This is a genomic window from Rhizobium sp. NFACC06-2, assembly GCF_900101425.1.
GTDB lineage: Bacteria > Pseudomonadota > Alphaproteobacteria > Rhizobiales > Rhizobiaceae > Agrobacterium > Agrobacterium leguminum.
In genome coordinates, this window is record NZ_FMVA01000004.1 from 287145 (window position 1) to 311664 (window position 24520).

Below are 24520 nucleotides of genomic sequence, written 5' to 3' on the forward strand. Positions count from 1 at the left end.
TGGTCGCCACATCATGGCAAAAGATTCGTCCGATCTGTTTGGGGCTCTGTTCGACCCGCCGTCGCCCACGCGCACGGTGCCCGTTCTCGTGCCCATGCCCGCGCCCGGGCCCTACAGCTATTCGGTGCCCGAAGATATGGTGGTCGAGACCGGTTCCGTCGTGCAGGTACCGCTCGGCCCCCGACAAGTCTTCGGCGTGGTGTGGGACGATGCGGGTGAGAAGGGCGTCGATCCGAAGAAGCTGCGGCCCATCACCAAAAGTTTCGAGTGCCCGCCGCTGAAGGCGGAAATGCGCCGCTTTGTGGACTGGGTCGCCGCCTATACGCTTTCTCCGCCCGGCCTTGTGGCCCGCATGGCGCTCAGAGCGCCCGCGGCCTTCGATCCCGAACCGATGATCGAGGGGCTGCGGCTGACCGAAGGCCGGCCCGAGCGCCTTACCCCCGCCCGCGAGCGGGTTATGGAGCTGGCGGCTGAAGGGCATGGCTGGACGAAGAGCGGTCTTGCCCATGCCGCCGGCGTTTCGACCAGCGTAATCGATGGTCTCATCAAGCAGGGCGTGTTCGAGACGGTGTTTCTGCCGGCGCCGCCTGTCGTGGCCGAGCCCGATCCTGACTATGTCGAGCCGCGTCTGGAAGGCCCGCAGAAACAGGCCGCTTCGGAGATACTCGAGGATGTGCGCAAGGGCGGCTTTCATGTTTCGCTGATCGACGGCGTCACAGGTTCTGGGAAAACCGAGGTCTATTTTGAGGCGGTGGCCGAGACGCTCCGGCAGGGCAAGCAAGTTCTCATCCTTTTGCCCGAAATTGCGCTGACGGCGGCCTTCCTTGAACGTTTTCAGGATCGTTTCGGTGCGAAACCGGCGGAATGGCATTCGGACCTGTCACCGCGGATGCGCGAAAAAGTCTGGCGGCAGGTGGTGACGGGCGAAGTGAAGGTGGTGGCCGGCGCGCGCTCGGCGCTTTTCCTGCCCTTCGACAATCTTGGCCTCATTATCGTCGATGAGGAGCACGACCCGGCCTACAAGCAGGAAGACCGTGTCTTTTATAATGCCCGCGACATGGCCGTCGTCAGGGCGCGGATTGCAGAATTTCCTGTCGTGTTGGTGTCTGCCACACCGTCGGTCGAAAGCCAGGTCAATGGCAGTTCGGGGCGATACAACACCATTCATCTGCACACGCGGTTCGGCGATGCGGCTATGCCCGATCTGCATCTTGTCGATATGCGGCGTCATCCGCCGGAGAGGGGAGGGTTTCTGTCACCCGTCCTGCTGCGCGGCATCGGCAAGACCATCGAGAAGGGCGAGCAGGCGCTGCTGTTCCTCAATCGTCGCGGTTATGCGCCGTTGACGCTCTGCCGGGTCTGCGGTCACCGTTTCCAATGCCCGCAATGTTCCAGCTGGCTGGTGGAGCACCGGTTCCGCAATCAATTGCAGTGCCACCAGTGCGGCCACAACGAGCCGACGCCTGACCATTGCCCGGAATGCGGCACCTTCGATCATCTGGTGGCCTGCGGGCCGGGTGTGGAGCGCATTGCCGAGGAGGTGGAGAAACATTTCCCTGAGGCCCGCACCATCGTACTCTCATCCGATCTCATGGGTGTCAAGCGGCTGCGGCTGGAGCTGGAGGCGATCGTCAAGGGTGAGGCGGATATCGTTATCGGCACGCAGCTCGTCGCCAAGGGACATAATTTTCCGCTGATGACACTTGTGGGCATCGTCGATGCCGATCTCGGCCTTGCCAATGGCGATCCGCGCGCTGCGGAGCGAACGTTTCAGCTGCTGTCGCAGGTGACGGGGCGCGCCGGGCGAACGGGGTTGAAGAGCCATGGCCTGTTGCAGACCTATCAGCCGCAGCATCCCGTCATGCAGGCCATCGTTTCGGGCGATGCATCGGCCTTCTACGAAAGGGAAATCGTGGAGCGGGAAAAAGCCGTTCTGCCGCCTTTCGGACGGCTTGCCTCGATCATCGTTTCCGCCGATACGCGCGGGGAAGCGGAAACCCATGCCCGGGGTTTAAGGGCCGCAGCCCCGCAGGTTGCCGGCATCATGCTGCTCGGCCCGGCGGAAGCGCCGCTCGCGCTCATCCGTGGCCGTCACCGTTTCCGCCTGCTGGTGCACGGGCGGCGCAATTCCGACATGCAGTCTTTTCTCCGCACGCTTCTGGCCAATGGCCCGAAAGAGCGCGGCAGCGTGCATGTGCAGCTCGATATCGACCCGCAAAGTTTCCTTTGAACTTTGCCCCCGGGGCGTTTTCCCGCTGTCATGACCGTGTCATAACGCAGCAGGCAGTCAAAATGATTTGGGGAACGAGATGGAGTTTTATTTTCCCGCCGAGTTCGGCGAGCAGCTGGCCTTCGGAGCGGCGGTGGTTTCGGCCGTGATGGGCCTTTTTTTCATGTTTGCGCCGGGTATTACGCTGCGCGCCTTCGGTCTGCAGCCGGCGGGTGAGCGCAGGGATGGTTATGCACTCGTGCGCTCGTCGCTTGCCGGGTTCTATCTCGGTCTCGGCGCCGCCGCCCTGCTTCTCGCGCAGCCCATGGTCTATCTCGCCTTTGGGGTGGCCTTCAGCCTCAGTGTCTTTGGCGGCATTCTCTCCATACTCTCCGATGGTGGCGCAACCATGCGGAATTTCTTACTTCTGGTTGTACACTTTCTGCTCGCTGCACTGTCGTTGAGCTACGTGTTCGGGCTGGTCTGAAGCGGGCTTTTTGCCTTTTGTGACGCACAGATGCCGCATCCTGGGCGAAATCGGAAAATTTAAACGCATTCCCCCTTGCCCAAACGGCGCTTTCCGCTATTACGCGTGTTGCGAGTCCCGGCGTCCTATGCTAGACGGACCGCGAAATTGGGAAAAGGCAGGGGGGAATTCCGGTCTTTTTCGGGGAAATTGAAACGATTTCAAGAATTTGATGCGGTGGAGCCCCATCGCTGATGGTCTTGGACGATTAGCAGGGAAAAAGTGCCCGTGGCAGACACCTCCCATGGAACATCCGGTGTAGCGGAAAGGTATGCGTCGTCGCTTTTCGAGCTTGCTTTGGAAGCGGGTGCGGTCGAAGCGGTTCAGGCCGATCTGGATAAGTTCGGCGCACTTCTCGACGAAAGCGACGATTTGAAGCGTCTGGTTGCGAGCCCGGTGTTTTCCGCCGAGGATCAGTTCAAGGCAATCACCGCGATCTGCGAAAAGGCCGGCATTGCCGGTCTCGCGCTCAATTTCCTCAAGGTCGTTGCGAATAACCGCCGTCTCTTTGCCGTTCCCGGCATGATCCGCGCCTACCGCACTATTGCCGCTGCCCACCGCGGCGAAATCACCGCCGAGGTTACCTCGGCACATGCGCTCGACGAGGCGCAGGAAACTGAACTGAAGGCGGCGCTGAAGAGCGTTACCGGCAAGGATGTGGCGGTTTCCGTTACCGTCGATCCGTCGATCCTCGGCGGCCTGATCGTCAAGGTCGGCTCTCGCCAGATCGATACGTCTCTTCGCACCAAACTTTCCACCCTTAAGCTTGCACTGAAAGAGGTTGGCTGATGGATATCCGCGCCGCGGAAATTTCCGCAATTCTGAAAGATCAAATCAAAAATTTCGGCAACGAGGCGGAAGTCTCGGAAGTCGGTCAGGTGCTTTCCGTCGGTGACGGTATCGCCCGCGTCTATGGCCTCGACAATGTTCAGGCCGGCGAAATGGTCGAGTTTCCCGGCGGCATCCGCGGCATGGCGCTCAACCTCGAAGCCGACAACGTCGGTGTGGTTATCTTCGGTTCGGACCGTGACATCAAGGAAGGCGACACCGTAAAGCGGACTGGCGCTATCGTTGACGTTCCGGTCGGTCCGGAACTGCTCGGCCGCGTCGTTGACGCGCTCGGCAACCCGATCGACGGCAAAGGCCCGATCAATGCCGCCAAGCGTTCGCGCGTTGACGTCAAGGCTCCCGGTATCATTCCGCGCAAGTCGGTTCATGAGCCGATGTCGACCGGCCTCAAGGCCATCGATGCGCTCATCCCGGTTGGCCGCGGCCAGCGCGAGCTGGTCATCGGCGACCGCCAGACCGGCAAGACAGCCATCATTCTCGATACGATCCTGAACCAGAAGGCCATTCACGACAATGGCCCGGATGGCGACAAGCTTTATTGCGTCTACGTCGCTATCGGTCAGAAGCGTTCGACCGTCGCCCAGTTTGTGAAGGTTCTGGAAGAGCGCGGCGCGCTGCAGTATTCGATCATCGTTGCTGCGACCGCTTCCGATCCGGCTCCCATGCAGTACCTTGCTCCGTTTGCCGGTTGCGCTATGGGCGAATACTTCCGTGACAACGGCAAGCATGCTCTCATCGGCTACGACGACCTTTCCAAGCAGGCCGTTGCTTACCGTCAGATGTCGCTTCTGCTGCGCCGTCCTCCGGGCCGCGAAGCTTATCCGGGTGACGTTTTCTACCTCCACTCCCGCCTTCTCGAGCGCGCTGCAAAGCTCTCCGACGAAATGGGCGCCGGTTCGCTGACGGCTCTGCCGGTCATCGAAACGCAGGGTAACGACGTTTCGGCCTTTATTCCGACCAACGTGATCTCGATCACCGACGGCCAGATCTTCCTTGAAACCGACCTGTTCTATCAGGGTATCCGCCCGGCCGTTAACGTCGGTCTGTCGGTTTCGCGCGTTGGCTCCGCCGCCCAGATCAAGGCGATGAAGCAGGTTGCCGGCTCGATCAAGGGTGAACTCGCCCAGTATCGCGAAATGGCCGCCTTCGCCCAGTTCGGTTCGGACCTCGATGCTTCCACGCAGCGCCTGCTTAACCGCGGTGCCCGCCTGACCGAGCTTCTGAAGCAGCCGCAGTTCTCGCCGCTCAAGACGGAAGAACAGGTTGCGGTGATCTTCGCCGGCGTCAACGGCTACCTCGACAAGATCCCGGTCGCACAGGTCGGCAAGTTCGAGCAGGGTTTCCTCTCCTACCTCCGCTCGGAAGGCAAGGCGATCCTCGACACCATCCGCACGGAAAAGGCTATCAGCGACGATACCAAGGGCAAGCTCAAGGGCGCTCTTGATAGCTTCGCCAAGTCTTTCTCTTAAATCAGGGCTCTTTTACTCGGACGGATAACGGATGCCTTCACTAAAGGATCTGAAAAACCGCATTGCCTCGGTAAAGGCGACGCAGAAGATTACCAAGGCGATGAAAATGGTCGCCGCGGCGAAGCTTCGGCGCGCCCAGGAAGCTGCGGAGGCCGCCCGGCCTTATTCTCAGCGCATGAGCGCCGTTCTTGCCAACATCGCGAATGCGGTCGAGGCGGACGTTGCTCCGGCGCTGATGACCGGCACCGGCAAGGACGACGTGCATCTGCTCGTCGTCTGTACGGCTGAGCGTGGTCTTTGCGGCGGTTTCAACTCGCAAATCGCCCGTTTTGCCCGCGATCACGCCCGCAAGCTGATTTCGGAAGGCAAGACGGTCAAGATCATCACGGTCGGCAAGAAGGGTTACGACGCGCTGCGTCGCGAATTTGCAGCCAACATCATCGAGCGCATCGAACTGCGCGACGTGAAGAAGGTCGGTTTTGAAAATGCCGACCAGATCGCCAAGAAGGTGATCTCGCTCTTCAACGCCGGCGAGTTCGATGTCTGCACACTGATCTATTCGGAATTCAAGTCCGTCATCAGCCAGATCCCGACCGGCCTGCAGCTCATTCCGGCCGCAACGCCTGTTGTGGAAGAGGATGCCGCGACGCAGAGCGCCGTCTACGAATATGAGCCGGATGCGGCTTCTATTCTGGAAGACCTTATTCCGCGCAACATTTCGGTTCAGGTTTTCCGGGCTTTGCTCGAAAACGTCGCCGGTGAAATGGGCGCCAAGATGAGCGCGATGGATAACGCAACGCGCAATGCCGGTGAGATGATCAACAAGCTGACGCTTTCCTACAACCGTCAGCGTCAGGCTCAGATCACCAAGGAACTCATTGAAATCATTTCGGGCGCGGAAGCGCTCTGAGGTAAGGAAAGAGGGTAAGGATAATGGCTAAGGCAGCTACCCCCAAGAAAACCGCAGCGGTGAACGGCGCGGGCAAGGTTACCCAGGTTATCGGCGCTGTTGTCGACGTGGCGTTCGAAGGCGAACTGCCTCCGATCCTGAACGCGCTCGAAACCGAGAACAACGGCAACCGCCTGGTTCTGGAAGTCGCGCAGCACCTCGGTGAAAACGTCGTTCGCACGATCGCCATGGACTCGACCGAAGGTCTGGTTCGCGGTCAGAGCGTTTCGAACACCGGCGCTCCGATCTCCGTTCCGGTTGGTCCGGAAACGCTCGGCCGTATCATGAACGTCATCGGCGAGCCGGTTGACGAAGCTGGTCCGATCGTGACCGCTTCCAAGCGCGCCATCCACCAGGACGCTCCTGCTTACGTCGAACAGTCGACCGAAGCGCAGATCCTCGTCACCGGCATCAAGGTCGTCGACCTTCTGGCTCCTTACGCCAAGGGCGGCAAGATCGGCCTGTTCGGCGGCGCCGGCGTTGGCAAGACGGTTCTCATCATGGAACTGATCAACAACGTCGCCAAGGCGCACGGCGGTTACTCGGTATTCGCCGGTGTTGGTGAGCGTACCCGTGAAGGTAACGACCTCTATCACGAAATGATCGAGTCAAACGTCAACAAGCTCGGCGGCGGCGAAGGCTCCAAGGCAGCACTCGTTTACGGCCAGATGAACGAACCGCCGGGCGCCCGCGCTCGCGTCGCTCTGACCGGTCTGACGATCGCTGAAAACTTCCGTGACGAAGGCCAGGACGTTCTGTTCTTCGTGGACAACATCTTCCGCTTCACGCAGGCTGGTTCGGAAGTGTCGGCTCTGCTCGGCCGTATTCCTTCGGCCGTGGGCTACCAGCCGACGCTCGCAACCGACATGGGCCAGATGCAGGAACGCATCACCACCACGACCAAGGGTTCGATCACCTCGGTTCAGGCCATTTACGTTCCCGCCGACGACTTGACCGACCCGGCACCTGCCACATCGTTCGCCCACCTTGACGCAACGACGGTTCTGTCGCGTTCGATCGCTGAAAAGGGTATCTACCCGGCTGTTGACCCGCTCGACTCCACCTCGCGTATGCTTGACCCGATGATCGTCGGCGAAGAGCACTATGAAGTGGCTCGTAAGGTTCAGTCGACCCTGCAGCGCTACAAGGCTCTGCAGGACATCATCGCCATCCTCGGCATGGACGAACTGTCGGAAGAAGACAAGCTGACGGTTGCCCGCGCCCGCAAGATCGAGCGTTTCCTGTCGCAGCCGTTCTTCGTTGCTGAAGTCTTCACCGGTTCGCCGGGCAAGCTGGTCGCTCTCGAAGACACGATCAAGGGCTTCAAGGGCTTGGTCAACGGCGAGTATGACAACCTGCCGGAAGCTGCTTTCTACATGGTCGGCTCGATGGAAGAAGCCATCGAAAAGGCAAAGAAGCTGGCTGCCGAGGCTGCCTGATCATGAATTGGCGGGCGCGTGGCTTTAGCCGCGCGCCCTGCCGACAATGGTGGCGAAACCGGACGGCTTTCGCCTGCGTTGTAAAAGACAAGTCCGTGACGCCCGCGTAATTGAAAAGAAGTGAATAGCCATGGCTGACAGTTTCAAATTCGATCTCGTTTCCCCGGAGCGTCTGCTCGTTTCCGAAACGGTTACGGAAGTCGTCATCCCGGCTACGCTGGGTGAAATGACCGTTCTGGCCAATCATGCGCCGACGATGACCACGATCAAGCCCGGCCTGGTAACGGTGAAGTTCGCTTCCGGCGAGACGCATAAATATGTCGTCTTCGGTGGTTTTGCCGATATTCTGCCGACCGGCTGCACGCTTCTCGCCGAATCCGCCGTTTCGGCCGATGACATGTCTCCCGACACGCTGCAGAAGCGTATCGATGCGGCCAAGGCCGAAATCGAAGAGGGCAATCATCACCACGAACATCTGACCAAGCTTGAAAAGCACCTTTATGAACTGACGAACCTGCATGAGGTTCTCGTCGCTGCTTGAAAGCACCGGGCGGGTTCGAAAGAATGACTGCCCACAAAAAACCTAAAGCAGAAAGCGGCCGTTTCGGTCGCTTTTTTGTTTTGGGCTGTTGCCTCACCATATCAGGCGAAGCATGGCTGCTTTCGCATAAAAACCCGTCACCCGGCCTGATCTGAGATTCCGAATGGCTTTGGCGGGATTGCATCAGTGATGGACATGCGGGAAATGGGTGAGGCAGGGAGCGCCTTCAACGGGCGCAGCCGGGAAACCGATTCCGATTTTCAGGGCTTTCGGTTAGATGTGATAACCGGGAAGAAATGCTGCTTTGAGATCGTGAGCGAGACGAAGCGGATTTTCGTCATGGAGGAATGATCGGGTGTCGGCAAAGGCAAGTTACCGAAGGGTCGCAAGAACCGCTTTGCGCGAAGGGGCCATAGTGAAGGGCGAGAGGGCGGTGCCGGAGGAGGTGCCGGTTGCCTTTTCCTATGGCGGCAGCACCCATGCCGTGATGATGGCCAGCCCCGCTGATCTTGTCGATTTCGCGGTCGGTTTCAGTCTTACGGAAGGCATCATATCCACAAGGGCGGAAATCCGTTCCATCGAGGTAATCGAGGCCGGGCAGGGCTTCGATGTTCAGGTGGATTTGCAGGATGCCAACGCGGATGCGCTGAGGGCAAGGCGGCGGCATATGGCAGGCCCCGTCGGCTGCGGTCTTTGTGGCATTGAATCCATAGAACAGGCGGTCCGCGTGGTACCGGAGTTGAGCGGCGTGGAAGTCTCCGTTGACGGAGATGACATCGTTGCCGCGGTGAAAGCGCTGAATGAAGCGCAAAGCCTCAATCGCGAAACAAGGGCAGTTCACGGCGCGGGTTTCTACAATCCTCAAAAAGGGCTGCTTGCTGTCCGCGAAGATGTCGGCCGGCACAATGCGCTCGACAAGCTCGCAGGTGCGGTTGTCAATGCGGACCTATCGCCCGATACGGGCATTGTGGTGGTCACCAGCCGACTGTCGGTGGAAATGGTCCAGAAGACCGCCATTCTTGGCAGCCCCATTCTGGCGGCGATCTCCGCACCCACGGCGCTTGCCATCGAAACGGCCGAGAGTTCGGGTGTCACACTTGTGGCGCTGGTGCGGGGTGAGGATTTTGAAATCTTCACCCGGGCGGATCGTATCCTTCTATAACATTAAGGCCGCCGTTTCCTGGCGGCCTTTGGCTTCAGAGCGGGCCTAGAACTCCGCCCATTCGGCTGCTGCGTTTCCGTGAGACCTTGGCGCGGCGGCATATCGCGGTTGCGGTGTCTGGAGCCGGGTGACGACGGCCGGTTTTTTGTCGGCCGGGCGAGCGGGCGATGCCTCGTGGGATATTCTGAACTGCCGCAGCAATTCGTGCAGATTTTCCGCTTCCGTGGCGAGGCCGTGGCTGGCGGCGGTGGTTTCCTCCACCATGGCGGCGTTTTTCTGGGTGGCCTGATCCATGACGTTGACGGCCTGATTGATTTCGCTGAGACCATTCGCCTGCTCGCGCGAGGCTTCAACGATCGCCGAGACATTGGTGTCGATCTCGCTCATCTGCGACTGGATATCCCGGAGCGCGCCGCCGGTTCTGCCCACCAGATCCACACCGTTGGCGACCTGCTCGCGGGAGGTGTTGATGAGGGATTTGATTTCCTTGGCCGCAACGGCGGACCGCTGTGCGAGTTCGCGGACCTCCTGCGCCACAACGGCGAAACCCTTGCCCGCTTCGCCGGCCCGGGCGGCTTCGACACCCGCATTGAGGGCCAGAAGATTGGTCTGGAAGGCGATGTCGTCAATGACGCCGATGATATTGGTGATTTCACCCGAGGACCGCGAAATCGCATCCATGGCGGAAATTGCCTGCTGGACGATATCGCCGGAATGTTCGGCATGTTCTCTCGTTCGCAGCACCAGCTTTCCGGCCTCGCCGGCGCGCCGGCTGGCATCGGTAACGGTGGTTGTGATTTCCTCCAGCGCGGCTGCTGTCTCTTCCAGCGAAGCGGCCTGCTGTTCGGTACGCTGCGAAAGCTGATCGGCAGCGATGCGGATTTCGCCGGAGCCCGAAGCGATTGTCGAGGCATTGTGGGCGATAGTCTGCATGGTGGCCTGCAGCTTGGCGACGACTTCGTTGAAGTCTGCGCGCAGCTTTTCCATGCTGGGCACGAAGCTGTTGTCGAGGCGCTGCACAAGATCACCTTCGGCAAGCGCCCGCAGGGCATCGGCAAGCACACTTATGGCGCTCATGCGGGGCGTGACATCCGTGGCGAATTTCACCACTTTGACAACCTTGCCCGCCTCGTCCAGCACCGGATTATAGGCAGCCTGTATCCATATTTCCTTGCCGTTCTTTCCATAGCGGACAAATTCATCCGAGATGAATTCCCCTGCCGCCAGTCGCGGCCAGAAATTGCTATAAGCAGGCGAGGCGGCATAGGCCGGATCGCAGAACATGCGGTGATGCCTGCCCTCGATTTCCTTGAGGTCGTAATTCACCGTGGCGCAAAAATTCGGGTTGGCGGTGATGATGGTGCCATCCGGGAAAAACTCGATGGTGGCCTGCGAACGGGAGAGCGCCTCCAGCTTGCCCGCATCGTCCACGGCCCTGATTTTCTTGGCGGTGATGTCGGTGGCGATCTTCACGACCTTATAGGGTTTGCCGGAACGGAAAACCGGGTTGTAAGAGGCCTCGATCCAGATAACCGAGCCGTCCTTGCGGATACGGCGATATTCCCTGGCCTGGAACTCGCCACGGGCAAGAGACTCCCAGAATTCCTGATAGGCCCGCGACCCGGCAAGCTCGCTGTCGCAGAAGATGCGATGGTGCTTGCCGACGATCTCGGTGAGATCATAACCCAGCGCCGTGCAGAAATTTTTATTCGCGGTGAGGATATTACCCTTGAGATCGAATTCTATGACCGCCTGCGATCTCGATATGGCATCGAGTATATTTCTGTTATCTGCGCTTTTCCCTAACCCCAGCATTATACGTCCCCCAAAAACGGCCCACGGCGCGGTGAGCCGCACAGGATATGCGGTCCACGTCGTATCATGTTGAACAACGAACAGGTTTGCCGCCGAAGGCAGCAATGCAGGCACTTCCGTCTCTCCGCCCCGGTCAGGTATTGGGCCAGCGTGATATTCCTGCCGGCGTGATACTGTTCCACGGCTTTTAATATTAGATATTCATAATATTAAAATGTTCTTATTTAGTAAGGCGAGGTAAAGAGTAAAAACAAAACCGCCGGACAGGAAGCGCCGGCGGTCTGGATTGATCGATAGTCTTCGTGTGGTGTGGCCAGCCGAAACGGCCTGATTAGGCCGCGAGATCTTCCGCTTCGGTTCCCTTGAACATTTTCGCAAGGTTCAGGAAGCAGATCATGCCGTGTTCGTTGGCGATGATGCCTTCCGAATAGGACTTGTCGAAGGAAGCCGAGATTTCCGGAACCGGCTGAACCTGGTTTGCCGGGATCGTCAGAATGTCGGAAACCCGGTCGACGAGCATGCCGATGACCATGTTGTGCACTTCCGCCACCACGATGGCGCTTCTCTCATTGGCGACGGTGCTCTTCATGCCGAGCTTGTGAGCCAGATCGATGATCGGAATAACAGAGCCACGCAGGTTCATGACGCCGATGACGTCTTTCGGCGCGTGGGGAATGGGCGTAGAAGGCGCCCAGCCGCGAATTTCGCGGATGGTCGTCGTCTTCACGCAGAATTCCTGATCATGCAGGCGGAACGCGATGATTTCGAGCGTCTCACCGCCAAAATTGGTAGAGTTAATCATTGCCATCAGAATTCTTCCCAATGCTCGCTGTGGAGGCCGGCGCAAGTGCACCGACACTTGCATATGCGGATTTGGCGTTCTGCCTGGTGCCTGAACAGCCGGAAACAATATTTCCGTCTTCAATGGAAGAGTCGTAGCACGAGATGGTTTCGCAAACCTAAATACGAAGCGGCCCTGGAGCGTTTTCGCTTTTCTTCGAATCGCAAAAATACTCTCTCTTTGATTTTACGGATTGTCCGGACGTAAAACCGCTACGCACTTTTACTGCAAATGCTAATATTCTTTCTCGTAAAAAATGCCGGCCGCGCCTTCACCATCGCCGCCCGCTTCCCCACGCAGCTTCACGCCCCGGCCGACATCGAGATTGATGATGGCTTTTGCACCGGATTCTCCGCTTTGCTGCAGCTCCAGATAGGTTCTTTCGTTCAGATATTTACCGGCGGAAACACGGGCCTGCCCTTCGGAATCGGTCGAAATATCGAGATCGTCGACGCCGAGATTGCTTCTGAGCTTGTCGAACAGCGAGGTGGAGCGCCCGCCGGCCAGCTGGGCGGCGGCATCGGCCAGCCTTGCGATCTGCAGAGCCGAGAGTTTTGACATGGACTGGCCAAAGATCAGCTGCGCCATCACCTCATCCTGCGGCAGGGCGGGCGCCGAGGAGAAAGCAAAGGTCGGATCGTTGGCATTGCCGGAAACCGCCACCGTGATGGTCGTCGAACCGACCGTCGAGTCGGCCTTCATATCGAGGACCGGAACGAGGCCGCCACCGAAACTGATATTGCCGGTGGTGAAATCGAGGCGGCGAGTGAGGATTTCGAGCCGCCCACGGCGCATTTCGAAGCCGCCGGAAATGACGGGAACGGCTGCCGTGCCACGGATCGTCAGATTGCCCGTGAGTTCCGCATCGATGCCGCGTCCGCGCACGAAGATGCCGCTCGGTGCGTTCACCTGCAGATCGAGATTGATGGTGGACGAGCTGCCGCTGCCGCCCTGATCAGCCCCGAGCGCCTTGGCCTGCGCGCGCACCTTCGGTGGCGCGTTCTTGTGCTTGACATCGATTTCCGTCAGCGAGGCCGGAAGCTTTTCCGGAATGGTGATGGCGCTTCTGTCCAGCGTCAGATTGCCGCCCAGCACGGGGGAATTCAACAGCGGGCCTTTCAGCGTCAGCGTGCCGCTTACCACCGTCGTCACCAGCGTGCCGTCATTATAACCGGCGCGATTGAGCGTGATCGATATATCGGCGGGGAAACCAGAACCACCAGCTATGCCGACGCTGCCGGTTCCCGAGATCGTTCCGCCGCCCGCCAGCTTGCCCGTCAGTCGCGAAATGACGGCGCGGTCGCGGTCGAAGGTGATGCTGGCGCCCAGATCGTTGATGGTCAGGTTCCGGCGCACATCGGTCAGGCGCGTACCATCGGTGGTGATGCTGCCGGTAACGACCGGTGCGGAAGCGCTGCCGGAAATCTTCACATCAATGGCGGCGGTGCCGTCCACATCGAGGCCCTGCGCTGCGGTTTGCGCCGCGACGGCGGAGAAGGGCAGCCTGCCGGAAAACGCCATGGAAAGCGGACGATTGCCGGCGATGCCCAGCGAGCCGCCGCCGGAAAGCGACATGCCGCCCTGGCCGGATACATTCGTGTCGATCTGCAAGGTGCCGCCGGCAAAACGGCCATTCGCCTTGATGCCGAGTGCGGCAAGGCCTGCCGCACGTGTCTGCGCGACCTCGGCATTGGTCCAGTTCAGATTGTAATCGACCGCAGGGTTCGATGCCGCACCCTTGGCGCTCACCGTGCCGGAGATGCTGCCTGCCGCATCCAGTCCGGTGGCGAAGGCATTTGCGAGACTGGCGGGCAGCGAACGGATATCGGCATTGATATCGAGCGTCGACCCGGCGCTGCCGTTGACCTCGACGCGTCCTTCACCCGTGATAATGGTCAGATCGGAGATGCGGGCCGTGCCGTTCTGGATGGCGATGGTGCTTGGTTTTTCAAGGCGAACCGCAATGCCCTTGGGGGCGGCGGAAAAGGCGTCGACGCGCACCGTCATCGGCGATCCGCCGGTCTCAGCGCTGCCCTTTACCACCAGAGGCGCATTGTCGTAACGGCCATTGACGTCGAACTGCGTCGTCGTGCCGGAATGGCCGATGGTGGCATTCAGGCCTGATATCGCGGCGGCGCCGGCATTGACGCTATCGGCGCTGACCTTGCCATTGATGGCGAGAGCCTGAAGATCATCGATGGAAATATCGGCGGCGAGTTTGGAGATCGTTGTCGTGCCCTGGCGGATGCTGCCGCCATTGGCCTTGATCGTCGCGGCAATCCGGCCATTGGCGTTGCTCAGGGCGATATCGCCGGCAATATCGCCATCCGCCTGCTGCGCGGCGAGGGCGGCGAGCAGGGCAAGGTCGGGGAAATTGAAGGAGAGATTGCCCGATGGCAGGAATTGCTGCGAGAATTGCAGCTGCCCGTTCAGGATATTCCGGCCTACGGCCACATGCAGCTCGGGGATGGCCGTGCCGTTTTCGGTCTGCACCACATCGGCATTGGCGTCGATCTTCTGTCGGTCGAGACTGCCGCTGGCGGTGAGCTTTGCCTGAGGCGCGGCGGGATCGGCCTTGCCCGTTGCATTGACCTTCAGCGATTCGAGTGTTCGCCCGGCAAGGATTGCGCTTTCAGAACTCAGGGTGACGTTGAAATCCGGTGCTGCCAGCGCGCCGCTGGCCTCGATTGCAAAATCGGCGACGCCCTTCGCCTGTGGCGTCAGTTTTTCAAGAGCGGGAAATTTACCCGTCAGGCTGGCGCTCAATGCATCGTTTTCGAGGCCGACATTGCCGGTTGCTTCGATGGTTCCCGACTTGACGACGAGGTTTTCAAGGCTGGTGCGTCCTCCGATGGTCACGTCGATATCGCCCTGGAGGGCAATGGTGGTGTCGAACTTTTCCGCAAGGGCCGGTGGAAGGGTGGCGGGCAGCGCGAAGAGCTGCACGGTGGAGGTCAGGCGATTGCCGGCGAGATCGAAACTGCCGTTCAACGTCCCACCGACACTGGCGCTTTCCAGCGTTGCCCCGTCGAAGCCGATGGCTGACGAAGTGAGGCTGAGCGGCGCCTTGATGGTGAGGGGCGCCCGCACCAGCCGGTCGATATCGGGGCTGACGAAGGAGGATTGCGCCACGGACAGCACCGTCGCGATCGTGCCGCTGCGGTTGGCGATGTTGAGATCGGCGCTCTCGGCCGTCAGCTTGACGTCATCGAGCCTGCCTTGCGGCAGGGAAAGGCTGCGCAACGATACCGTTGTGTTGAGATGCGCGGCGTCTGCGCCACCCTTGAGGGAAAGATCAAGGCCATTAATGAGGGCCTGTACCTCGCCATTCTCCAGCGGCCAGCGAAAATCGACGGGGCCGGCGGTGCCGATGAGATTGGCGGCAAGATCGTTCTGACCGTTCGGATCGACCGTGCCTGACGCCGTCAACAGCAGGGTGTCGGTCTCCAGCGTGCTGCTGCCGATTTCGATGCGACCCTGCGGAGAAAGGGTTGCATTTGCGTCGAGCTTTGTCTCGCCAGCAAAAAGCTGACGGAAGGCCGGGGGCAGAAGCAGATCGGGCTGACCGCCGCCCGCAATTTCGATACGGCGGGTGCCATCATCTGCAAGAAGGTGGCGGCCGGTAACGTTGACGACAGGGTTGCCGGCGACATTGCCGCGCAGCGTACCCGTCCAGTTGGAAAGCGGGCCTTCGCCGTTGAGGTCTATCGCCACCGCAGGCGTTCCCGGAAGCGAAAGCAGCGTGGCGAGAAGACCGCCTTCGGGCTCCTTCATCTCCGCTTTCAGCTTCAGGACATTCTCATTCGGAAGGAAGGCGATGTCGGCATTAACCTCCGCATCCGGCGCATTGAGCCGATGGGCGGTGAGCGATAGCCGCATATCGTCCTCGGCAGCCGTCAGGTTGCCTTCCGCGTTGAGGTCGAACGGACGGCCGAGAAGCGATTGGCCGAGGCTGATATCTGGAAAGCTGAACTTGTCGACGGCGATTTCGATCGGCAGCGAGGAATTGCCGGAGCTCTTGGTCGATGTCTGCTCCGGGGCAAGCGGTTTGCGCTCGACATCGATCGATCCGGCCGAGACCCGGTCGGCATGGAAGGTGCCGGCAAGCAGCGAGAGCGGCGACCAGTCAACGGCGATCTGGTTCACGCGGGCATAGGGTCCCTGCCGGTCTGAAAGGGTGACATTGTCGAGCCGCAGGCGGCCGGTCAAAAGGCCGCTCGGGGGAGAAATCTCGATTACCTGATCGGGCGTGGAAACGAGCGATGAAATCTGCTTTGCGGCAATTCTTGCGCCCATCGGGGTAAAACCGACGAACAGAACCGCAAGCAACACCAGCGCCACGCCGCACAATGCAGCGTAGCCCAGCCATTTCAGCAATCGAATCAACGTTTTCATAAAGGGTAATCTACACTCTGTTGCAAGGGTGTTCGACTGCGGCGTTTAAAAAGACTGACCGATGCCAGCATAAATGCCGAAACTGTTGCCACCATCGTATTTGTCGAGCGGCATGGCGACATCAAGACGCAGAGGCCCGAAGGGCGTTGCATAACGCAGACCGATACCGGCGCCAGCCCGGATATCGGAAAAATCGGGTGTCACGTCTTCCGAAACCACACCCGCATCGATGAAGGGCACGATGCCGATTGTATCGGTGACCTTGATACGGGCTTCGATGGAACCGACCACATAGGAGCGGCCGCCCGTCGCATCGCCGGCGGCATTATAGGGCGATATTTCCTGATAGCTGTAACCGCGTACCGATCCGCCGCCGCCGGCATAAAAGCGTCTGGTGGTGGGTATGTCCTGCAGATCGCTGCCACCGACCAGCACACCGCCGGAAAGCTTCCCGGCCATGATCAGCCTGTCCTCAGCGCCAAGCCCCTTGTAGCCTGAAATGGAACCTTCGAAAGAGGAAAAGAAGGTGCCGTTCAGCGCTTCATAGCTCGGCTTGGCGGCCACCGAGGCGCGAAAGCCTTCGGTGGGGTTGAGCTTGTCGTCGCGTGTATCACGAACGAATTCCAGCGGGATGGAGGTGGTGAGATATTCGTTCTTGCCGAATGCGTCTTCCGTATCGGCCCATTGCACCTCGAGGCCGGCTGCGGCTGTATCGGTATCGTTCAGCTCGTAGGCGAAACCGGCCGTGCCAGTCACGGTCTTGGCGTCGTATGTATCGGGGTGTTCGGTCTTGGCAATCAGGCTGGTCTTGAAGGTGGTGCGTGGATTGAACATGCCGGGCTTGGTGAAAGTGATGCCCGCTGAATAATCCATGCCTTCGACGCTCGATGCTTCGGCGATGCGCGAAACCGAACCTTCGATACGCAGCGATTCCGCCTGCCCGAACAGGTTCCGGTGGCCCCAATAACCCTGGAGGCCGATACCTTCGGTGGTGGAATATTGCGCGCCGACGCCGAAATAGCGGTGCTTGCCTTCCGAAACCTCGATGGTAAGCGGAATGGTGCCGTCGCGCGCCAGCGTTCCCGCTTCCTTGATGGTCAGGCTGGAAAAGACGCCCAGCTGCCGCAGCCGGTCGGCGGCCTTGCGCAGTTTTTCCGGCGAATAGGGCTCGCCGCCATTAAGGCGCGAATAACGACGGATGAAATCGCCATCGACGGTTTTTTCACCCGTGACGGTGACCGTGCCGAGGGGCGCCACAGGACCACCTTCGGCCTCCATGGTGATATCGACCGTGTTCGTCGCGTGGTTGGCGACCGCCTCGCGTTTCGTCAGCTTCGCAAGCGGACGGCCTTCGGCCTTCAGATCGTCGATCAGCTTATTGCCGGCGCGGATGATGGCGAGAGAACCGGCGTCGCCGCCGGTCGTCAGGCCATATTCCTCAAGGTTGCGGCCGGTGACATCGCCTTCAAGCCTGACATTGCCGAGTTTGAAGATCGGGCCGGGCGTAACCGTGATGACCACGGGCACCGGAGCGGAATGATCGAACACCGGATTGGGCGGGAGGCTATCCACATCCTTGCCGGCAACGGTGACCTTGACGATGCCGCCATAACGGGCGTTTTCATAAAGCGCCGCGATCAGCCTGTCCCGGTCGTCTCTTGCCTTTATCAGAAGGCCAAGATCGCCGGAGGCCGGCTTGTCCTTGTCGGCAAGAAGAAGCGAACTGTTTTCCAGGCTGTCTTTCAGGGACTTATCGGCGTCCGTGGCATCGAGCGTGACGGCGTATTTGACGGGGTTGATAACCTCGACCTCCGGTTCTTCCGAACCCCAGAGGCGCATGCCGAACAGTTTGAAGGCAAAGGCGTCACGGGTAAACGCCGGATACAGGGCGAACGTCACGGCAACCGCAAGTGCGGTGCCAGCTTTCCGATACGCAATACCTGTCTTCGGGTTAGTTCGTGTTCTTCGCATAAGCTGCTTTATGGTTGAGCCTTTATTGTTGCCCTAACCCGTTTCCTGTCCGTTAACATTGCAATTTAATCATAAATAAACGGCTTTGAGGACCCTTGCGCTGGTGTTTTGCCGCCCAAAACGCAAAAAGCCCCGGTTGACCGGGGCTTCTGTGCAACGGTATTTCGCGAAGCGATTAGCGGCAACGCGCTGTGTAACGCTGACCGTACTGGTCGCGATAATAGCAATAGCCCGGTTCGGAAGCATTGCCGATGAGGGCACCGCCCACGCCGCCGATTGCCGCACCCACTGCCGCGCCACGAACGTTGCCCGTGATAGCGCCGCCAAGGACAGCACCGGAAACGGCGCCGATTGAAGCTCCCTTTTCGGTCTGCGTGCAGCTTGCGAGCGACAGGCCGACCAGCGCAAATATGATTGCCTTTTTCATGAAACTCTCTCCAACGTTACAATGAGCTCTTGTGGCTCGGTAGGCGTCCCATATTTATCTGCGGCGACTGCTACCTCCGACCGCCACAGATAACTAACAATTCGATGTCGTTTAGGGAAGCCTCCTCTTTCGGCATTCCTCCGAGCGTAATCGATTGCGTCCCAAACAACGGCGCGGCGCAAAAAAGGTTCCAAAAATCCGGGTTTTTTGATGTGAATCAATTTTGTACTTTTCATCGGGTTCTATAAACGGTTTATTGGAATGGTTCAAAACAACGGCGAATTGACGCAGACGCGGTTAATGTGGCCCGCAAGGGTTGACGGTCCCGGTGTCGAGGCACAAAACGATCTGGTCAATTCTGGAGCATGGCATGGACTTCGAGGCATTTTTCACGACGGAACTGCAAAGCCTGCATTCTGAGGGACGCTATCGCGTTTTTGCGGATATCGAGCGCCAGCAGGGTAATTTCCCACGTGCGACACGGTATAACGCCAATGGCGAGCGCAAGGATGTGACCGTCTGGTGCTCCAACGACTATCTCGGCATGGGCCAGAACCCCAAAGTCATCGAAGCCATGAAGGCCGCCATCGATCACTGTGGCGCGGGTGCGGGAGGCACCCGGAATATTTCTGGCACCAACCACTACCACGTCCTGCTCGAGCGCGAACTTGCCGATCTCCACGGCAAGGAATCGGCGCTGATTTTCACCTCGGGTTATGTCTCCAACTGGGCCACCCTCGGCACGCTCGGTCAGAAAATTCCGGGCCTGATCATTTTCTCGGATGCGCTCAACCATGCATCGATGATCGAAGGCATCCGTTATGGCCGCTGCGAGCGGGTGATCTGGAAGCACAACGATCTCGAAGACCTCGAAGCCAAGCTCAAGGCGGCGGATCCGAATGCGCCAAAGCTGATCGCCTTCGAATCCGTCTATTCGATGGATGGCGATATCGCGCCGATCAAGGAAATCTGCGATCTGGCCGACCGTTATGGCGCCATGACCTATCTCGACGAAGTTCATGCCGTTGGCATGTACGGACCGCGCGGCGGCGGCATCGCCGAGCGCGAAGGCCTGATGGATCGCCTGACGATCATCGAGGGAACGCTCGGCAAGGCCTTCGGCGTCATGGGCGGCTATATTACCGGCTCCACGGCGGTTTGCGACTTCATCCGCTCCTTCGCTTCCGGCTTCATCTTCACGACAGCCCTGCCGCCGTCGCTTGCCGCCGGCGCGATTGCATCGATCCAGCATCTGAAGGCAAGCCCCTTCGAGCGCGCCCGCCATCAGGACCGGGTGCGCAAGCTTCGCGGCCTTCTCGATGCGCGCGGTATTCCGCACATGGACAACCCAAGCCACATCGTGCCTGTCATGGTGGGCGATGCCGCCAAGTGCAAATGGATTTCGGATATCCTGCTCGACAATCACGGCGTCTATGTGCAGCCGATCAACTATCCGACCGTGCCGCGCAAGACCGAGCGCTTGCGCATTACGCCGACGCCGCTGCACAGCGATGCCGATATCGAGCATCTGGTCGGCGCGCTGCACCAGCTCTGGTCGCATTGTGCGCTGGCGCGGGCGGTGGCGTGAGGCCGCAGTTTAGATAAGAGAAGACCGGGCCGCGTTTACGCGGCCTTTTCTTTGGTGGCGATCAATTCGCGGGCGTGACGACGGGCCTCCTCATCCGCTGCGAAGACATCTTCAATCGTGGCGGCGGAGCGGCCGTCATGCATGCGGTCCATGACCGTTTCGACGATCTCGGCCATATCGAGAAAACCGATATTGCCCGCAACGAAAGCGTGAAAGGCGGTCTCTTCGGCGGCATTCAGGGCGGCGCCCTGTAGACCGCCGCGCTCCAGCGCGGTGCGAGCCAGACGGATCGCCGGGAAACGGGCCTCATCCGGCGCTTCGAAATCGAGCCGCGCCAGTTTTGCGAAATCTAGCCGCTCGACACTTAGATTGCCGCGTTGCGGATAAGTGAGGGCATAAGAAATAGCAGTGCGCATGTCGGGAGAGCCGAGCTGGGCGATATAGGAGCCGTCGGTGTAACCCACCATCGAATGGATGATCGACTGCGGGTGGACGATCACCTCCACCTGATCGGGCCTCAGATCGAATAGATATTTCGCCTCGATCATTTCCAGCCCCTTGTTGAACATGGAGGCGCTGCCGATGGAGACTTTCAGTCCCATCGACCAGTTGGGATGGGCGCGGGCGATATCCGCCGTGACATTGGCCATCTCCTCGCGCGACCAGGTGCGGAATGGGCCGCCGGATGCGGTCAGCACGATGCGTTCCACGGCCTGCTTATGTTCGCCCGTCAGGCATTGGAAGATTGCGCTGTGCTCGCTGTCGACCGGGATCAGCCTGCCGCCGCCCTGTTTGACCGTGCGCAGAAAAACATCGCCAGCCGAAACCAGGCATTCCTTGTTGGCGAGCGCTATGTCTGCGCCACGCCGTGCGGCTGTAAGAGTAGGTGCAAGGCCGGGGGTTCCGGCAATCGCCGCCATCACCCAGCCGGCATCCGTAGACGCGGCCTCCTCGAGGCCGGATTTGCCAGCCGCAACCGCGATGCCGGTGCCGGCAAGGGCCGATTTCAGCGCTTCGTATTTGTCGTCCTCGGCGGTAACCGCCAGCCCCGCGCCTAATTCCCGCGCCTGCTCCGCCAGAAGCGCGATATTGCCCGCGCCGGTCAAAGCCGTGATCTCGAACGCGTCGCGGCCACCCAGCTGGCGGACGACATCCAGCGTATTGGTGCCGATCGAACCGGTCGAACCCAATATTGTCAGCTTGCGTGGCATTTCACTGGCATTCGTCATTTTCAGTCCGTCGGTCGTTTCCGGTTCGCACCTCTCGGTGCACGTCGTTTTCCCGAAAACGTCATGCACTTTCGAGCAACATTCCTTAGCCTCTACCCGCGAAAACCAGCCATAACAAGGACAAAGCCGGGGCTATTGTTTTTGCGGAAGGCAAAGCCATATGCAAGAAAAACAATGAGAGGATATCGATGCGACGTTTTCTGGTTTCCAGCGGGTGGATTTTTGCGGCAAGCCTTGTGCTGGTCCTTGTCTTCATTCCTTTTGATCCGCGTCTTTCCGAAAGTGCGCAGGCGCTGCCAGGCGACGTGGTCTCCTTCAATCGCGCCATTACCGATTTCGGAACCTTCCGCTGGATGCTCTATTCTACCGGCCTTCTGGCGATATTGGCCTATGTCGCCGCACGGGTTTTAAAGGCGCAGACCTATAATGGACGGCTGAGGACGGCATGGCGGCTTCTTACCTATTTCTTCCTGACGATCGGAACGGCGAGCATTCTCGTCCATACGCTGAAATTCCTGATAGGACGGGCACGGCCGGAGCTTCTGCTGGAAATGGGCGCCTATAGCCTCACCCCATTTACGGGCGACAATCTCTATGAAAGTTTCCCCTCGGGCCATTCGACCGCCGCCGGGGCGTTTTTCGGCGCTTTCGCCATGTTGATGCCGCGCTTCCGCTGGGCGTTTCTCCTACTTGCTCTTGTCATCGGTGTTTCGCGTGTCATCGTCGGCGCACATTATCCAAGCGATGTCGCCGCCGGGCTGTTGCTCGGCATGTGGACGGCCATGGCCTTCGCCTTTATCTTTGCCCGGTCCGAAATGCTGTTCCGGTTCGATGCGCAGGGCTGGCCGCAGCCGAAGAATGTAAACGTCCCGGCGGCGGATACACGATAAGGATCTCAAGCGGGATGTAGGGGGAAGGTGATGGAAGAAGCGACAATCGCTCCGGAAAATGACGGCAGGGCCGTTCAGCACATCCGCACGTCCGTCGCCGTGGCCGGCGGTGGGCCGGCGGGCATGATGCTTGGCCTGCTGCTTGCGCGCAGCGGTATCGATGTTGTGGTCGTCGAGAAACACGGGGATTTTCTCCGCGATTTTCGCGGCGACACCATCCACCCTTCAACGCTTGAATTGATGGAGCAACTCGGTTTCATCGATGAGTTCCTGAGCCTGCCGCACACACGTGCACCAAGGCTGAATGCGGTTATCGGCGGCGAGCGTATCACGATAGCGGATTTTTCCCGCCTGCCGGTCCGCCACCGCTTCATCGCCTTTATGCCGCAATGGGATTTTCTCAATTTCATCGTCGGCAAGGCGGGACAATACGAAAATTTCCGATTGCTGATGAATGCGCCGGTGACCGGACTGATCGAGCGCGGTGGCCATATCGGCGGTCTCACGGTCAGCACGCCGGAAGGCATCATCGAGATCGAGGCCGATCTGGTGGTGGGGGCGGATGGGCGCAACTCCACCGTCCGCGAGGCGGCGGGGCTGGAAGTGCAGCGCTTCGGCATTCCGACGGAGGTGCTGTGGATGCGTCTTTCGAAACAGCCCGACGATCCGACGGAAACCATGGGGCATGCCGGCTCGCGGCAGGGTTTCGTCATGATCAACCGGGGCGATTACTGGCAATGCGGTTATGTGGTGCGAAAGGGGTTTTTCGCCGACATAAAGCTGCAGGGAATTGAAGCCTTCAGGGACAGGGTTGCGGAAATCTGCCCTTTCCCACGCGAAAGGCTCGATGAGCTCAAGAGCTGGGACGACGTGCATCTCCTCACCGTCCGTATCGACCGGCTGAAGCGCTGGTGGAAACCCGGCCTGATCTGCATCGGTGATGCGGCCCACGCCATGTCCCCCGTTGGCGGTGTCGGCATTAATCTGGCCATTCAGGATGCGGTTGCGGCGGCCAATATACTGGTGCCGGTGCTCGTCTCCGGCCGGGCCATTGCCGATGATGATCTCGCCGCGATTGAAAAGCGGCGATCCTTCCCGACCAAGGCCACGCAATTTCTGCAGCGGATGATGCGTATCGGCGGCAAAAAGGGACGGGCAGATGCGGAAAAACCGAAGGGACCGCCAGCCTTTGTGCTGGCCATCATGCGGTTTCCGCTTCTTTCCCATTTGACCGGCCGGCTGGTGGGGGTGGGTTTCCGCCGGGAAAAGATCGAGACGATGTGATGCTGCTCAGGCAGTGCCGTCGGCTTCTTTCTCATATTTCAGCCCGATAACGGCGGATCCGATCAGCCCCGGCTCGATGCGGCAGATGGCGGGTACGACCAGAGGGCGGTCGAAGCGCCTCAGAATGCGGCTCCTTACCACCTCGTCCAAAGCGGCGAGAAGCGCCTTAGAATTCGAAAGTCCGCCGCCGACCGGCACGATGGTTGCGCCGGTAACGTTGATCACCATTGCCAGAGGCGAGGCGAGAATATCGATAAGGACATCGATGGTTCTTGCGGCCTTCGGATCGCCCGCCTGCCAGGCTGCAATAATATCCTCGCTGGTCATCGCCTGCTGGTGAAGATGCGAATGCAGTTTTTCCATGCCACGTGCGCTGCCGATTGCATCGACGCAGCCGGTAAGCCCGCAACCGCATTCGAAACGCGGCAGCGAAACCGGCGGATTTCCGGCCAATGTCGCGGCCACCGGCCCATGTCCCCATTCGCCGGCGAAACCGCCGTCGCTGTTGATGAGCTTGCCGTCGATCACTAGCCCGCCGCCGACACCCGTTCCGAGGATGACGCCGAAGACCACGCGGTGACCCCGTCCGGAACCGATTTCCGATTCGGCGATCACGAAGCAATCCGCATCGTTCGATACGATGACGGGAAGGTTCAGCGCCTTTTCCAGCTCGTCCTTCAAGACCCTGCCATGGATGCTCTGAATATTGGCGACAGTGGCCTTGCCGGTGTCGGGATCGATGACGCCGGCAATCGACAGCGACACGCAGGCGGGTGTGCCGCCGCTATTGTCGATGACGGATTTCAGGCCGGCGGCGAAGTCTTCGAAACTGGTCTTGGGCGTCGGGATGCGCGGCACGGGCCGAATATCGTCGGGAGCATAGGCAATAGCGCCCTTGATGGTCGTTCCGCCTATATCGAAACAAACGATCATGAT

General features: G+C 59.7%; 19 protein-coding genes. 12 read left to right on the plus strand and 7 right to left on the minus strand.

The features are described 5' to 3' along the window. The first annotated feature begins 13 nt into the window (after positions 1-13). From F3H58_RS10200 to fdhD, 9 genes are all read left to right on the plus strand, one after another. Positions 14-2230, plus strand: a complete 2217-nt coding sequence (locus F3H58_RS10200; protein ID WP_149742098.1) for a primosomal protein N' — start codon at positions 14-16, stop codon at positions 2228-2230. A 79-nt stretch (positions 2231-2309) separates the two neighbouring features. Then, entirely contained in the window at positions 2310-2696 is a 387-nt protein-coding gene (locus F3H58_RS10205; RefSeq protein WP_149742099.1) for an AGROH133_08824 family phage infection protein, read from the plus strand. Between the two features lie 261 nt (positions 2697-2957). After that, entirely contained in the window at positions 2958-3524 is a 567-nt protein-coding gene (locus tag F3H58_RS10210) for a F0F1 ATP synthase subunit delta (protein WP_170988551.1), read from the plus strand. Further along, the gene (gene atpA, locus F3H58_RS10215; RefSeq protein WP_149742100.1) at positions 3524-5053 is read left to right on the plus strand and encodes a F0F1 ATP synthase subunit alpha; all 1530 of its coding nucleotides are present in this window, start codon (positions 3524-3526) and stop codon (positions 5051-5053) included. Before F3H58_RS10210 ends, atpA begins: the two co-directional genes overlap by 1 nt. A gap of 31 nt (positions 5054-5084) precedes the next feature. Beyond that, a complete protein-coding gene (locus F3H58_RS10220) occupies positions 5085-5963 on the plus strand; it encodes a F0F1 ATP synthase subunit gamma (protein ID WP_137412259.1) in 879 nt (292 codons plus the stop codon). A 23-nt stretch (positions 5964-5986) separates the two neighbouring features. Beyond that, entirely contained in the window at positions 5987-7441 is a 1455-nt protein-coding gene (atpD, locus tag F3H58_RS10225; RefSeq protein WP_149742101.1) for a F0F1 ATP synthase subunit beta, read from the plus strand. 130 nt (positions 7442-7571) lie between these two features. After that, on the plus strand, positions 7572-7982 hold the full coding sequence (locus tag F3H58_RS10230; protein WP_003492358.1) for a F0F1 ATP synthase subunit epsilon: 411 nt from the start codon (positions 7572-7574) through the stop codon (positions 7980-7982). Positions 7983-8171: 189 nt separating this feature from the next. After that, positions 8172-8333, plus strand: coding sequence for a hypothetical protein (locus tag F3H58_RS27200; RefSeq protein WP_188128857.1), 162 nt, complete (start codon positions 8172-8174; stop codon positions 8331-8333). A gap of 4 nt (positions 8334-8337) precedes the next feature. Beyond that, positions 8338-9144 (plus strand): formate dehydrogenase accessory sulfurtransferase FdhD, encoded by an 807-nt coding sequence (fdhD, locus tag F3H58_RS10235; RefSeq protein ID WP_149742102.1) that lies wholly within the window; start codon positions 8338-8340, stop codon positions 9142-9144. 45 nt (positions 9145-9189) lie between these two features. Here the strand turns inward: fdhD and F3H58_RS10240 are convergent, their stop codons facing one another. The 5 genes from F3H58_RS10240 to F3H58_RS10260 all read right to left on the minus strand — a co-directional run bounded on the left by F3H58_RS10240 (position 9190) and on the right by F3H58_RS10260 (position 18593). Continuing rightward, a complete protein-coding gene (locus F3H58_RS10240) occupies positions 9190-10959 on the minus strand; it encodes a methyl-accepting chemotaxis protein (RefSeq protein WP_149742103.1) in 1770 nt (589 codons plus the stop codon). Between the two features lie 331 nt (positions 10960-11290). After that, positions 11291-11767 (minus strand): chemotaxis protein CheW, encoded by a 477-nt coding sequence (locus F3H58_RS10245; protein WP_003504949.1) that lies wholly within the window; start codon positions 11765-11767, stop codon positions 11291-11293. A gap of 267 nt (positions 11768-12034) precedes the next feature. Continuing rightward, positions 12035-16195 (minus strand): translocation/assembly module TamB domain-containing protein, encoded by a 4161-nt coding sequence (locus F3H58_RS10250; protein ID WP_149742104.1) that lies wholly within the window; start codon positions 16193-16195, stop codon positions 12035-12037. 45 nt (positions 16196-16240) lie between these two features. Then, a complete protein-coding gene (locus F3H58_RS10255; RefSeq protein WP_149742105.1) occupies positions 16241-18166 on the minus strand; it encodes an autotransporter assembly complex protein TamA in 1926 nt (641 codons plus the stop codon). Between the two features lie 175 nt (positions 18167-18341). Further along, positions 18342-18593: a YMGG-like glycine zipper-containing protein gene (locus tag F3H58_RS10260; RefSeq protein WP_003492347.1), complete on the minus strand. Its 252-nt coding sequence runs from the start codon at positions 18591-18593 to the stop codon at positions 18342-18344. Positions 18594-18963: 370 nt separating this feature from the next. Here F3H58_RS10260 and hemA point away from each other — a divergent pair, with 370 nt between their 5' ends. Beyond that, a complete protein-coding gene (gene hemA, locus F3H58_RS10265) occupies positions 18964-20181 on the plus strand; it encodes a 5-aminolevulinate synthase (protein WP_003521261.1) in 1218 nt (405 codons plus the stop codon). Between the two features lie 35 nt (positions 20182-20216). On the opposite strand, the gene dxr is transcribed toward hemA, so the two are convergent. Then, the gene (gene dxr, locus F3H58_RS10270; protein ID WP_149742106.1) at positions 20217-21410 is read right to left on the minus strand and encodes a 1-deoxy-D-xylulose-5-phosphate reductoisomerase; all 1194 of its coding nucleotides are present in this window, start codon (positions 21408-21410) and stop codon (positions 20217-20219) included. Positions 21411-21598: 188 nt separating this feature from the next. On the opposite strand from dxr, the gene F3H58_RS10275 reads away from it, so the two are divergent. Continuing rightward, entirely contained in the window at positions 21599-22300 is a 702-nt protein-coding gene (locus tag F3H58_RS10275; protein WP_149742107.1) for a phosphatase PAP2 family protein, read from the plus strand. A gap of 30 nt (positions 22301-22330) precedes the next feature. Then, entirely contained in the window at positions 22331-23584 is a 1254-nt protein-coding gene (locus F3H58_RS10280; RefSeq protein ID WP_149742108.1) for an FAD-dependent oxidoreductase, read from the plus strand. 6 nt (positions 23585-23590) lie between these two features. Here F3H58_RS10280 and F3H58_RS10285 read toward each other — a convergent pair whose 3' ends face one another. Further along, on the minus strand, positions 23591-24517 hold the full coding sequence (locus tag F3H58_RS10285) for an ROK family protein (RefSeq protein WP_149742109.1): 927 nt from the start codon (positions 24515-24517) through the stop codon (positions 23591-23593). Between the last annotated feature and the right edge of the window lie 3 nt (positions 24518-24520).